Here is a 13607-nt window from a genome sequence, read left to right as displayed (position 1 = left end):
GCCTCGCACCCGTAGGGAGCAGCGAACCGGGCCGCCTTCTCGCCGGTGCGGCTGGCCACCGCCACCAGCCGGACCGACGGGTTCGACGCCAGGGCGGGCAGCATCTTGCGGCGGGCGATGGAGGCGCAGCCGAGCACGCCGACCCTCAGCCTCGGGCCCACAGGGGCTCCTTCCCCCAGAGGGACTGGAGGCAGGCGATCAAGGTACGCGCCTCCACGTCCACGTGATTGCTGTAACCGGTGAACCGCTTGAGCTGGGACAACCCCAGCCACCGGTAGGCGTCGGGCGGGTCGTCGCCGAGGGTCTCGTCGGCCTCGACGACCAGATAGCGGTTGTCGCGGCGGTAGAACCTGCCGCCCTCCTCGGACAGCAGCGCCGAGTAGTGCACGCGGTCGTCGGGTACGGCGAGCACGTAGTCCAGGTAGGGCGGCTTCTCAGGCAGATCGTGCCAGCCGTCCGTCACGCACTGCACGGTCGGCGCCATCTCGGCGACGTCGAAGGTGCCGGGCTGCGTGAGTCCCTGGACGAGAACCTGCGGCTCGCCCGCGGTGCGTCGGACGACGAACGCGGCGATGCCCTGGCGCTGGGCGGCCAGCAACGGCTGTGTCCAGCTGGTCACTTCGCGGTTTCCCGCCCGCACGGAGACGGCGAGCACCCGCAGGTGGCGGCCGTCGCTGCGGGCGATCTCCGCCGGTGTGCGCCGCCAGTCCTCGATCCGGGCGAGCGGCAAGGTGACGACCTCGCGTTCGTGGCGGGTCTTGATCCCGGCGAGCCAGCTCAAGATCTCCGTGTCGCTGTGCGGAGCCGCGTCCTCGTCCCTCGGGGGGAACGGCAGCGACGACAGCACCGTGCGGGCGTCCATGTTGACGAGGTTGTCCACGGCGAGGAGCTGATGGATCTCGCCCAGGGTGAGCCAGCGGTAGTCATCCCGGACCTCGATGTCCTCGGTGATCTCCACGACCATGTTGCGGTTGCGCTTGCGCAGGAAGCTGTCGCCCTGTTCGGACTGGAGCACGTCCGTGAGCACCTCGCCGCGCCGCTCCCCCACGAAGTACTCGATGTAAGGAGTGGGGCGCCCCCGGTGCACTCCGGTGTAGTTGCTGCGCGTGGCCTGGACGGTGGGGCCGAGCTGGAACAGGCCGATGTTCCCGGGTTCCATCTTGGCCTGCATCAGGAACCGCAGGACACCGTCTATCTCCTTGACGAGGATGCCGAGCACCCCGGTCTCGGGCTGGTTGATGATCGGCTGGGACCAGGTGGTGCCGGATTCCCCACGGACCGTCAGGCCCTCGACGGAGAAGAAGCGTCCGCTGTCGTGCACCAGGTTCCCGGTGTCCGGGTCGATCCGCCACTTCACCATCTCGTCGAAGGGGATGCACCGGACGTCGAACGTGCCGGCTCGCCGGCGTTCGTCCAGCCAGCCGGGTATCCCGCCGGCCCGGTCGCCGACCTGTGCCGAATGGGCCAGCCGAGGACCGTGCCGGTGCACGGTCCGGTCCCGGGCTGTCCGTGTCGCTGCCTGAGCCATGACTTCGCCTGTCCGGTCGTAGGGGTCGTGGGGTGGGCCACTCAGGCTGTGCGCACCGGGTCGAACCATGGTCGAACCGGGCTGGAGAGCGGCGCTCCACGCCGACTCGAGCGGGCCTGGATGCCCGGCGGCGACTCTCGGCCGAGGAGAGCGCGGCCCGGGCACCGGCGCCGAGCCGGACGGCCCGAAGTGTGGATCGACTCGGAACTTTCCAGGAGGAGCAACCGTCATGATGACCGCAGAAGACCTGAAGAGGATCATGCGTGAGGGGGCCGGCCAGGACGAGGGCGTCGATCTGGACGGTGACATCACCGACGTGCCCTTCACCGACCTCGGGTACGACTCGCTCGCCCTGCTGGAGACGGTGAGCAGGGTGGAGCGCGAGTTCGGGGGGCCGATCGCCGACGAGATCGTCGGCGTCGCGAGGACGCCGGGCGAGTTCCTGCGCCTCGTCAACCTGAACATGTCGGGGACGAGCTGACGTGGGGCCGGGTGGGCCCGCCGACGGCAAGGTCGCGCTCGTGGCCGGCGGTACCCGGGGCACGGGGTTCGCTGTCGCCCGTACGCTGATGCGCCGCGGCTGCCACGTGTTCCTCAACTACGCGCACGACGAGGCCGGGGCGAAGGAAGCGGTGACCGCCCTCCAGGGTGAGGAGCTGCCCGGGACCGCCACGGCGCTCCGGAGCGACATCACCCGGCCCGACGCCCTGCCCCGACTGCTGCGCGGGATCCGGCAGCACCACGACCGCCTCGACTTCTTCGTGCACAGCGCCGTCTCGTTCCATCCGATGGACGCGGCGGATCCGGCGCCCGAGGGGATGGCCACGGACCTGACGGCAGCGCTGGCGCCGCTGGTGTACGGCGTCCGGCCGCTCGCCCGGGCCATGGCGGGCGGCCCGGGACGCGTCGTCGTCGTGTCCAGCACCGGCGCCCGGCGCGTGGTCCCCCGCTACGTCGGCGCCGGCATCGCCAAGGCCGCGTTGGAGGCGCAGGTCCGCTATCTGGCCGTGGAGCTCGCCCCGTTGGGCATCACCGTCAACGGCGTGTCCACCGCGAAGCTCGACAAGGGTCCGGGGAGCGGCGATTCCGACCTGATGCGGGCCCTCGCCGCGAGGACTCCGGCGGGACGGCTGACCACCCCGGACGACATAGCCGCTGTGGTGGCGCTGCTCTGCTCCGACGACGCCCGGTGGATACACGGTCAGGTGATCACGGCCGACGGCGGTCTGACCCTGCGCGCCTGACGAAGCACGTACCCCTGACCTGCGGAACACAGCGGAGGACAGCATGCGGATCATCGACCTCTCCACCCCGATCGACGCGACGGCCTGGGAGCCCGAACCCGTCGAGCACCAGGTGATGAGCGCCGCCGACGGCGCCAAGCACATGAGCGAGGAGATGCGCGCGCACTTCGGCATAGAGTTCGACCCATCGGTGCTGCCCGGTGGGGAGTTACTGTCGATCGACACACTGAGCCTCACCACACACACCGGCACACACATCGATGCACCCTCGCACTACGGCTCGGTGGCGGCCTACGGCGACGGGCGGCCCCGCCACATCGACGAGTTGCCGCTGGAGTGGTTCCACGGCCCTGGAGTGATCCTCGACCTCTCCAGTGCCGGTCCCGGCACCGTGGACGCCGCGTTCGTCCGCCGGGAGCTGAAACGGATCGGCCACACGGTGAGCGCGGGCGAGATCGTGCTGCTCCGCACCGGCGCGTCCCGGCTCTCCGGAACGCCTGCCTACTTCACGGACTTCACCGGCCTGGACGGGTCGGCCACCCACTACCTCTTGGACCAAGGCGTGCGGGTGATCGGCACGGATGCGTTCAGCCTGGACGCACCTTTCCGCCACATGATCGAGCACTACCAGCGGACCGGCGAAGTCGGCGCTCTGTGGCCCGCCCACTTCGCGGGCCGCGACCGGGAGTACTGCCAAATAGAGCGCCTCGCCCACCTGGAGTCGCTCCCGGCTCCCACCGGGTTCGACGTGAGCTGCTTCCCTGTGAAGATCGCGGGAGCGGGCGCGGGCTGGGCCAGGGCCGTGGCACTGCTGCCCTGAGCGCTCCCGGGCGGTCCGGTCGACGGCTGGAGGCACGGGCCGGCGTCCACCGGTCTCCGTGAGGCGACCTGTGTCCCGGATCCCAGCTGTGCGGTTCACGGTTGCCCCCCGTGCGCGCACGGTCCGCCACCACCCCTCCCCCGGTCCGTCGCCGTTCGACCACTCGGCTCCCGGCTCCTCCGGGTCGTCACACGGTGCCCACCGCAGGGCCCCGGTGGCAGACGGCGACGCGTGGACCGCGGGAGCGGCGGCGAGGCCGGTAATGACGGCCATGGCGGCTGCCACGGCCATGGCCGTGCCTCGCGCGGCACTGCGCCGCAGTGCGGATCCGCCCCTTAACGGCATGGATCCTCCTCGTGAAGAGAGCGGTTGGGTCAGGCGTGCGGCCGGCTCGGGCACCGTCGTCACGTCAGGTGCACCGGCGACCATGTGGAGCCCCTGTCAGGGGCTTCTCCGGGTCTGGTCGGGAACCGCTCAGGGGCGATCGGGACCCCAGGGCGAAAAAGGTCTGGGCCGGATCAGGGAAAGGGCTCCGCCGCAGTCTCCGTCGGCCCGTCCGACGCCGACCTCTACGAGGAGGGAAACGCCACCGAGCGGCTGATCAACAAGCTCAAGGCATCACCGATGCCGAGAAGGAAGCGAACCGGCTGATCAGCCGCGAACGCGCCGCCGTCGAGCACGGGTTCGCCCACCTCGAGTCCTGGCGCATCCTGACCGAGGTCCGCATGAACGCCCGCCACGCGGCCACCCTCCTGCGGGCCCCTCTCGTCATCGCGAACACCGGGTCCAGAGGTGACCGACGATCACCCCCGCAGTGATCACGATTGCTGACCGGCAGGAGTCCGTCACCCCCGGACCACACCAGCCCCGCGAGCTGCGGAACGAGGACGAAACGATCCCATTGCCGACCGTACCGACCGCTTCTCCGGCCGTCGTTCCCGAACGGCCCTCGCCCGACGGTCCCTCACTCGCACCTGAAACAATGGCGATCAGTCACCGCGGGGCGGCGCGAGCGGTCGCGCACCGCTCTTGCCGCGGCTGAGGAGGACGGTGCTCGGCGACGGTGTGGCAGAGGGCGGCGATGCCGTCGGAAGACGGGCCGAGGATACGGAGTGCTGCTGTTCATGCGGTTTCGAAAGAGCGCTGTCATCGCGGTTGTGTGTGCCCTGGTCGCTGGTGTCTCGGGGGACCGTGCCGACACCTCCGCGCCCGCGGGGGGACCTGCGGAGGACCTCCTCAACGGCAGGGACTGGGCTCACTTCGCCGGCGGGAAACCCACGCACACAGGGGTACGGGTCACAGCGCTCGACCGGCGCATCACACGCCAGGACGGTACCGGCGGACAGCCGAACCCACCGGTGAACCTGCGCGGTCCCCACATGGTGTTCCGAGGGGATGTCCGGATCGAAGCCGGCCTGCGGCGCACGGATGACACGGATGCCTACCTGCATCTGTACGGTGAGACGCCGGTCATCTACGACGAATGGCGCTACGAACGGCGCGGCGTGCGCATCGGCGTGGTCGACGGGAGGCTCCGGATCGACCGCTGGGACGGGGACTCCGACAGACCTGCGATGACCCGGACCTTCGGGAGCGACCTGGGGCTCGGAGTCCGCCTCGCCGTCGAAGTCCGCGCAGACAGGCTTGTACTGGAGGCCGACGGCAGGGTCGTGGGAACCGTTCCCGCGCGGGACGTCTTCGGCAGTGGCCGCATCTGGTTCGGCGCGGATGCAGGAGCCCGCGGGAAGGGCTGGACCCTCAGCGATCTCCACGCGCGGTCACTGGGGCGGGGCCGGATGTCCGTCGTGGACGCGCCTGGCCTGCGAGTGCCCCGGTCCAGCGATGCGATGCGTGATCTGGCGGCGGTTCTCCCACGCCCGATCCGTATGGGAACCGCCCTGGCCGCGGGACCCTTGCTGACTGACAGCGCCTACCGCCGGACAGCGGGTGAGGAGTTCTCCATGCTTACGCCGGAGAACGACTTCAAGCCGCAGTTCGTCCAGCCTCGACGCGGCGTGTTCGCGTTCGCGGAAGGCGATACCTTGGTGGACTTCGCCGAAGCCAACAGGATGAAGGTGCACGCCCACACCCTCGTCTGGTTCGAAGCCCTGCCCGCATGGATGCGTGCCGAGATGACGCACGAGCAACGCAGGCGCGTCATGGTGGAGCACATACGCGCGGTAGCGGGCCACTTCCGGGGGAAGGTGGCGGAATGGGACGTGGTGAACGAGCCCATGTCCGACGAGGATGAGGACTACTCCAACGGCAACCGGGGCGTGCGGCCACAGTTGTGGTTCGAAGCGATGGGTGAGCAGTACATCGACATCGCCTTCCATGCTGCCCGCGAGGCCGACCCGCACGCGGTGCTGTACCTCAACGAGTACGGGGTGGAGGAGGACGGCCCACGCTGGGATGCCCTCTACGCGCTGCTGATCCGGTTGAAGGAGCGAGGCGTTCCGATCGACGGCGTCGGTTTCCAGGACCACGAATACGCCGTCGGCGACCGTACCGACCCCGAGGTCTTCCGACGCAAGGTCCGGGCGCTGGCCGGGCTCGGCCTGAAGGCCCGGGTGTCGGAGGCGGACGTCCTCGTCGGCGAGGACGAAGAGGACATCCAGGCCCGCCAGTTGGCGGGGAAGCTCGCAGTCTGCGGCGAAGAACCCAACTGCACCTCGTTCTCGACCTGGGGCTTCACCGACAAGTACGGCTCCACGGCTGACCTGCGGCACTATCCCCCGAGTCCGGGAAACGCTCTTCCCTGGGACGCGACGTACGAGGTGAAACCCGCCTACTGGGCACTGCGTGACGTCCTTGACGACGCTCGCCGCTCAGGTACTGGATAGGTCTGGCGAACACCTGAGTGTCACCACGGAACTGACCGCAGCTTGTGCGACTGCGTCGACCACGTCGAGTGGCGCCATTCCGTCCGCGATCCCGACGTAACGGTCTGTCTGGTGTACCGCCACAGCAACGGCACCGGCACCGGCACCGCCGTACGACGGGGACCGGGGCGATCGCGTCGACAGCGGACCTGAAGGAGCGGCGTGCACCGTGGGGCGGTGCCGACGCTTCGGCCTCGTGGTCATCAGCCGTATCGGGGGCCGGAGTTCCGTGACGACCGCGAGCGAGTCCCCCACAACGAGAGGGACCGCTACTTCACCGAGGAGGGGTCACCCGAACTGGACGTCCGATCATGCGCGGGCGTGATCGGCTCCGGAACCGGCCAGGTTCGGTCCGGCGGGGGCATCAAGGTCGCAGGGTGATTGATCTTCAGGTCCGTGGCGAGGCCGGCACGATCGAGGCTCGCGACTGAGACAGCGGGTCTGCCAGGCCCGGAGCCAAAGCCGGATCGACAGCGCTGTCCGACTGCGCTCGGGCACCTCTTCGCCCGGATGAGGGCTTGCAAGATCCTCCGTGACTGCCGTCTGGGTGAAGGCGGTCCGCTCCGACCGTTCGCTCACCGTCTGAGAGAATGGCCGCCGTTCTCCGAAGGCCGCCGCGACAAGCGGTGCCCGTACCGCAGCAGGAGCCCGCACGGTGTCACCACAGCACGCAGCCCCCTCGTCGCCCGGGGGGCGTAAGCGATCCTCCACGAGCGGGGGCCGCGCGCGGTCCGCGTCCGTGGGCCAGGACCGGGAGCGCGGCACCGGCGGCCGGGGCCGTGAGGCACAGCGGGCCGGCTCAGGACCTCGGGCCGACAGGCACCGGCCGGCCCCCGAAGCTCCCGACCCCGGGGAAGCACCCAGCGGCCGGCCCTCCCAGGACCACAAGGAGCTGCGGGCCGACTGCGCCAACTGCTTCGGTCTGTGCTGCGTGTCCCTGCCCTTCGCCCGCTCCGCCGACTTCGCCGTCGACAAGCCCGCCGGGAAGCCGTGCTCGAACCTGCAGTCGGACTTCCGCTGCGGCATCCATACACAGCTCCGCGACAAGGGCTTCCCCGGATGCACCGTCTTCGACTGCTTCGGCGCCGGGCAGAAGGTGTCCCAGGTCACCTTCGGCGGCACCGACTGGCGCCAGGAGCCGAAGTCGGCGCGCTCCATGTTCGAGGTCTTCCCCGTCATGCGGCAGCTTCACGAGTTGCTCCGGTACGTGACCGAGGCCCTCGACCTCGCACCGGCCCGCCCCGTCCACAAGGACCTGCGCCGGGCGCTGACCCGCCTCGACGGCCTGACCCGCGACAGCGCCGAATCGATCGTCCGGCTCGACGTGAACGCGCTGCGCGGCGAGGTCAACCCCCTGCTTCTGAAGGCCAGCGAGCTTGTCCGGGCCCAGGTCCCGGGCCGCAGGAGGAACCACCGCGGGGCCGACCTGATGGGCGCGAAGCTGTCCGGGGCCGACCTCAGGGGGGCGAGCCTGCGCGGCGCCCTCCTCGTCGCAGCCGACCTCAGCGGGGCCGACCTGCGCGATGCCGACCTCATCGGCGCCGACCTGCGTGACGCCGACCTGCGCGGCGCCGACCTCACCGGTGCGCTGTTCCTCACCCAGGCCCAGCTCAACGCGGCCAAGGGCGACGCGGTCACCGAGCTGCCTCCCTCGCTCAGCCGGCCCGCTCACTGGTAGACCCGGAGGTACGCCCGGCGTACCCGGCCCCGGGCCGGGCCGGCCCGCCGGGCGTGAGGGGCCCCGGCGCACCGCCCCGAGCCACGGTACGGCCAGGTGTCCCCGACGGCCGCACGGCGGCAGATCCCCCCGTGCCGACGGACCGCTGCACGCTCGTTGCCGCCGGTTTCCCCACTCGACCGTGCGACGACCCTCATCCTGTTACCTTTTGAGACCGATGGTCGTCGAGGGGGACTGCGGATGTCCGGGGGACGGATGACGCGGCGGGGTTCGTCCTGCGTCGTGTTCGATGTGGAGTTGGCGCCGGAACACCTGCCCGCGGAGTGGACCGAGGGTCCGCTGCCCGCGTTACTCTCCGACGGGTCGGCCGCGGACCGCGACCGGCGTCTGACGTACTTCGAACCCCGCGTCGGCGAGTCCCTGTTCGGCACCCCTGCACGCCCGTCCCGCTGGTACCTGCGTCACCCGGGCGGCGCGGACGAACCCGCCGTGGAGGCGATGGAGTTACTCCGCGTGCCCGCCGCCGCAGGTCTGAGGGAACGTGACGCGGGCCTCTGCGTCCTGCACGTGCACCTGGGCGACGACCCCCGGACCGACCTGACCGCCCTCGCGGCGCTGCCCACCGACCACGGCCGTCTGGCGAAGCTTCTGCCGAGGGGCGTACGCGTGGCCGCCGGGGCGAGCCGCGCCTGGACCCTGACGCATGTGACCTTCCCGCACGGTCCGCCTCCTGCGGTGATGCCCGCCGCGTACGCGGCCTGGGAGACGCACGACCAATGGCTGTGGCTGCTGGCCTCCCGCAGCCCACTGGAGCGCTTCGCCCCCGATCCCGAGGACACCGCGCTGTTCGCCGGGCGGGTGCGTTTCTCCGCCGACTGGCAGGCGCTGGTCCTGCGGGACGGGACGGCGTTCGTCGGCCTCTCCCCGGACCCGGGCGGCGAAGGGACGTTCCACGCCACCGCCGCGCACCACGTCCACACCATCTATCTCGACGTGTTCCTGCTGGGCCGCCTCCAGCACCTCGGTGCCAACTCCCTCGCCAACACGGTCTCCGCGCTGTCCGCGCGCGAGGCCGACGCTCACCGGCTGCTCCGGCTCGAAGGCCGCCTCATCGAACTGCGCCGGGCGCTGTGGTCGTCCCACATCACCTCGCGGGGCAAGGCCAACGAACTCCTCGAACGCTTCCAGGAACAGCACCGCCTGGAACAGTTGCTGACGCACGCCGGAACCGGTCTCGCGGAGACGGCCCGCCATGTGGAGGCTGCCCGCTCGCGTCGGGCCTCGGTCGCGCTGGCGCTGCTGTCGGCGGTGGGTCTGCCGTTCGGTGTGGCGTACGCGGCCGGGGCGCTGTGGGGCACACCGGGTCCGTGGACGCTGCTGGTCGCCACCGCCGTGGCGGTGCTGCTCACGGCCGCGGCGTTCGCATCGTTGCCCCCACTGCGAGGGCTCGTGTCCGACACGGTGTGGGACAGGGCGGAGGACTGAACGATGGCCCTGGTCGCCCTCTACCGTTCGGCACCGCTCAGGCAGCGGATCGCCAAGGGATACAGCGTGTTCGTCCCCGATCCCGGCCGGCGCGCCGCCGACCTGGTCGACGCACTGCTGGCCGACCCTCCGCTCCTCCCCTCCGGCCCGGCCGGGCAACCGTACGTCGTGCGGGGCGGCAGCCGCGCCCGCGGTGCGCTGTGGATCGACTCCGGCCGGGTCTCCCTGCACGATCCGGCGGCCCGGGCCCGGGCCGCCGGGACTCTGGCCGTGTCGGTCGCCCGGGTGGCCGCCGACGTCCGCCGGCGCGGCGGCCTGCTGCTCCCCGCAGGCCGGCAGCAGCAGCCCGACCCCGCCGCCGGGCTCTGCGCCGACCTGCACTCCGCCGAGGTGCTGAACCCGGTCCAGCGCGAGGTGTTCACCAATCTCCTGCGGGAGCACACCGCGTCCCTCATCGCCCTGACCGGCCGCCAGTTGTACGGCCCGGCCGGAGTCGCACCCGGTGGCTCGGCTCGTCTCTCACGCTCGTTCGACCAGGTCAGCACCCGCTACCTGGACTCGTGCGCGCCGGAGCACCTGGAACGGGTGCGTACCAGACTGCGCCAGGAGGAGCGGGTCGGCCGGCTGGAGGTCATGGACATCAGCCCGCTCGGGCTGCCGGAGGTGGATGCCGGCGGGGACGTCACGGTGCGGCTGTTCGACGCCCAGGTGACCGTCGCCGGCACGCTGGCCCACGCACTGCTCGTGCAGGCCCTGTCCATGTGGTCGCGTGACATGGAGCGTACGGGACGGCGGGTGCGTCAGGTGCCACAGTCCCTGGTCGAGCAGAACCGTGCCCGTGCCGTCGCCCACGGCCTGGCCGCCGAGCTCCTGGTCGAACAGGGAAGGCGTACGGAGGAGCCGCCCAGGACCCGGTCCGCCGGCCACACGGTGCGCGCCCTGCTGACCGAACTCATGCCTTTTCTACGTCAGTTGGAGGCGACGACAGATGAACTGGCGCCCCTGTTCCTCGGCGTGGAGATGGCGGGGGCCGCGGCTGCCTCCGGCTTCGTGCGCAACGAGAACGACCTGCTGGCCCACTGGCACAGGTATGACCGGACCTCCCTGGATCCCGAACGCCTCGCTCAGGGCCTGACCGCCCCGGACTGGCTGACGGCGGATCACCTCGGTGCGGCCAACAGGAGTCTTGCTCCCGGCAGTTGGGCGGCTGCCCGGGTCTGGCTCACGGACCGCGTCACGGGGCCCGCATCGCAGCCGCAGCCGCAGTCGCAGCCGCCCCATGAGGCCGAGCGGGACCGGAAGCCGGAGTCACGCCGGGAGCCCGGACGCCCGGCGGCTCTCAGCGCCGACAAGCTCCTGGACCGTCTCGCCGATCCGGACATACCCGCGCCCGAGATCGTGGAAGCCCTCCGCTCCTACTGCCGCACGGGCGGCGCCCTCGACCTCACCCGCCCGCTGCGGTCCCGTGGCCGGGACGAGGCGCGGACGCTGCGGCGGGTCCTGCGGCAGCGCGCCGGACAACGGGTGCGGTGCGAGAAGCCGCCGGCGTCGTGGGAGGACGCCACGGCGACCCGTGCCCTCCGTGCGGCGGGCGAGCACGGGGTCGCGCTGATGCACTGGGACCTGCCCGCGCAGGACCGCGCCCGGGTGCGCGAGGCGCTGCGCCGGATGGGCCGGGCGCCCGACGGGGTACGGACCGTCCTGCTGACCGACACGCATTACACCGCCCGCGAGGACGAGAAGCGCGGCACGGTCGAGGTGCTGCTCGTGGCTCCGTCCGAGGAGGCCGACCGATGACCCAGGACACGCCGGTCGTACCGGTGACCCTCGATCTGCGGGAGTTCCGCCGCGTCCCCCGCTCCACGGACGAGTGCGTGTCGCTGTGGGAGCGCCTGGAACCGGCCGTGCTGACGCTGGACCCGCTGGCCGGGCCGCGGGTCAGGTTCGATCTGGGTGACGAGGGCGAGGTCGGGGTGTGGTTCCTCGACCCGGCCGCGGCGCCACGGCCGCTCGGCGCCGCTACGCGATTCGCGATCCGGGGGGTCCTCGAGGCCCCCGAGATCCGGCACGCCTGCACCACCTGCCTGACGGCACGCACCACCACCTACGCTCCGTACAAGTGCCCGGGCTGCGACGAGGGCCGACGCATGGGCCGCGTCTGCGAGGAGCACGCCGTCTTCCTGGACGGCAGCCTGCGCGCCTCCTGTCCTGGCCACAAGCCCGTGTGCCGGTGCGGCGAGAAGGCGGACTTCTGGTGCGGCGGCCCGAAGTGCCGTACGCGTAAGGCATGGTGCGAGACGCATCTGCGCCGTCATCCCGGCGATGCCACCGTCGCCTACTGCGAGGACTGCTACGCCGAGCGCTTCCCGGCGTGCGAGCACGAGTACTGCACCGGCAGCGGCTACATCCGCTGCGAGCACCGCACGCTCTCGGAGATGAGGCCGTGCGGCCGCCGCATCTGCACCGAGCACGCACGGCGCTGGCAGGTGTACGGCTCCTACAACCGGGGCCTCGCACTGTGCACTCCGCACCACCGGCAGTTGTCCTCGGCCTCGCCCGAGGGTCTGATCGACCTGATCCTGGCCGGCACGGTGGCCCGCGGCAGCCGGGGCAGGTCGGCGACCCGCCGCCGGGTGCAGCTGCCGCGCATCAGCATCGTGCGCCACATCCTGATCAACACCCGTGGGGCCGTACTCGACATGGAGGCCATCGACCGCCTCTTCACCACCCTCGAAGAGGGCCTGCGCGGCCGCACCCCGAGGGACACGAACCTCTCGACCGCCCTGGACCTGCTCGCCAGGCACCGCACATCGCGGCGTGAGGACGTGCAGCGGTTCCGGGAGCAGCACATCGAAGGGCGCGGTCACTACGACCGCCTGGTGCAGGAGCTGCGCCGAGGCGGCCGGCACGAACTCGCCGACGCCGTGGAGTTCTCCGACTTCCGGCCGCGCAGCCAGATCCTGTTCGTCCGACTGCCGGAACGTCTCCAGGGACTGTTCCGGGGGAAGGGCGGCTCATCCGTCAGGCAACTGGAGCAGCGTGTGGGTGTGAAGATTCAAGTGGAGCGCGGATGACTGCCTTCAAGCTCTCGGCGACCGGCACCCGGCTCGTCACGGCGACCGGCCCGGGTCTGGTCGGCGACAACCGGCTCGCCGTCTCCCCGTCCCAGCTGGCGGAGGAGTCGGCGGGCGTCCTCCAGGTGCACGACACCGGTGGCACGCGTTCGGTGGCGGTGCGGCTGTTGCCGACACCGGGTGTCCCCGCCGATGTGGTGGTGGTCTCCGCCGCCCTGGTCCACGAGCACCGCGTCACGCCCGAGGAGGGCTGGGAGCTGGAGTCCGCGGACGCGATCACCCCCGCCGCCCTGGAACTCGAACTGCCCCCGGGGCCGTCCCTCGACGAAGCCACGACGGTGCTGCACGGCGCCCCGCTCCTCTGCGGCCACGTCTTCGCCCACGGCTTCGAGACGTCCCCCGACGTCTGGATCGACGCCTCCGGCAGCCTCTTCCGGGTACGCCAGGCCCTGGACCACGGCGGGTCGCCCCTGCACGGCCTCTTCCGCGTCGGCCCGGAGACCCGGCTGACGCTCTTCGCGCCGGGCGAGCGCAGCGGTGTCGACATCGTCGTGCTGGCTGACTGCAGCGGCTCCATGAGTATCCAGGACATCCCCGCGACGCCCAGCGACGGGGGCGGCTGGCTCAACCGCCTGCGCACGAATGCCACCATCTCCCGCATGGACGCCCTGAAGGACGCGCTCGGCGCCATGATCGACGCCCGGATGCGTTACGACGGTGTGGGCACCCGTTTCGCCCTGGTCCGCTTCGACCACGACCACGAACCGATGTTTCCCAGCCGATGGGGCATGGAGGAGGTCTCGGACGCCCATTCCGTCCAGCGCCTTCGCGGGGCCGTCTCCCTCCTGAAGTACCGCCAGTCGGGCACGGACATCGGCAAGGCTCTGCACAAGGCG

10 protein-coding genes and 1 pseudogene are annotated in these 13607 nt (G+C 71.2%); 9 read left to right on the top strand and 2 right to left on the bottom strand.

Translation table 11 applies throughout. The features are described from left to right. Positions 1–145: 145 nt before the first annotated feature. Positions 146–1528, bottom strand: coding sequence for an NDP-hexose 2,3-dehydratase family protein (locus tag LWJ43_RS32835; RefSeq protein ID WP_277336089.1), 1383 nt, complete (start codon positions 1526–1528; stop codon positions 146–148). A gap of 229 nt (positions 1529–1757) precedes the next feature. Between LWJ43_RS32835 and LWJ43_RS32830 the strand changes: the two genes are divergently transcribed. The 3 genes from LWJ43_RS32830 to LWJ43_RS32820 are packed head-to-tail and all read left to right on the top strand — an operon-like array spanning position 1758 to position 3592. After that, a complete protein-coding gene (locus LWJ43_RS32830) occupies positions 1758–2009 on the top strand; it encodes an acyl carrier protein (protein ID WP_277336088.1) in 252 nt (83 codons plus the stop codon). Position 2010: 1 nt separating this feature from the next. Next, positions 2011–2772, top strand: a complete 762-nt coding sequence (locus tag LWJ43_RS32825; RefSeq protein ID WP_277336087.1) for an SDR family oxidoreductase — start codon at positions 2011–2013, stop codon at positions 2770–2772. 43 nt (positions 2773–2815) lie between these two features. Further along, positions 2816–3592 (top strand): cyclase family protein, encoded by a 777-nt coding sequence (locus LWJ43_RS32820; RefSeq protein ID WP_277336086.1) that lies wholly within the window; start codon positions 2816–2818, stop codon positions 3590–3592. Between the two features lie 569 nt (positions 3593–4161). On the opposite strand, the gene LWJ43_RS32815 is transcribed toward LWJ43_RS32820, so the two are convergent. Further along, positions 4162–4332, bottom strand: a complete 171-nt coding sequence (locus tag LWJ43_RS32815) for a hypothetical protein (protein WP_277336085.1) — start codon at positions 4330–4332, stop codon at positions 4162–4164. Between the two features lie 639 nt (positions 4333–4971). Here LWJ43_RS32815 and LWJ43_RS32810 point away from each other — a divergent pair. From LWJ43_RS32810 to LWJ43_RS32785, 6 genes and pseudogenes are all read left to right on the top strand, one after another. Beyond that, on the top strand, positions 4972–6435 hold the full coding sequence (locus LWJ43_RS32810; protein WP_277336084.1) for an endo-1,4-beta-xylanase: 1464 nt from the start codon (positions 4972–4974) through the stop codon (positions 6433–6435). A 931-nt stretch (positions 6436–7366) separates the two neighbouring features. After that, entirely contained in the window at positions 7367–8152 is a 786-nt protein-coding gene (locus LWJ43_RS32805) for a pentapeptide repeat-containing protein (RefSeq protein ID WP_277336090.1), read from the top strand. Between the two features lie 282 nt (positions 8153–8434). After that, positions 8435–9637, top strand: a complete 1203-nt coding sequence (locus LWJ43_RS32800) for a hypothetical protein (protein ID WP_277336083.1) — start codon at positions 8435–8437, stop codon at positions 9635–9637. 3 nt (positions 9638–9640) lie between these two features. Next, positions 9641–11434, top strand: a complete 1794-nt coding sequence (locus LWJ43_RS32795; RefSeq protein ID WP_277336082.1) for a glutamate--cysteine ligase family protein — start codon at positions 9641–9643, stop codon at positions 11432–11434. Then, positions 11431–12711: a KH domain-containing protein gene (locus LWJ43_RS32790; protein ID WP_277336081.1), complete on the top strand. Its 1281-nt coding sequence runs from the start codon at positions 11431–11433 to the stop codon at positions 12709–12711. Before LWJ43_RS32795 ends, LWJ43_RS32790 begins: the two co-directional genes overlap by 4 nt. After that, positions 12708–13607, top strand: a pseudogene (locus LWJ43_RS32785) (vWA domain-containing protein); the annotation flags it as partial. The gene LWJ43_RS32790 and the pseudogene LWJ43_RS32785, both read left to right, overlap by 4 nt.

Source organism: Streptomyces sp. JH34 (assembly GCF_029428875.1).
Classification (GTDB): Bacteria; Actinomycetota; Actinomycetes; order Streptomycetales; family Streptomycetaceae; genus Streptomyces.
The sequence above is the reverse complement of the archived record's forward strand: the minus strand, read 5'-3'. Positions and strand labels throughout refer to the sequence as shown.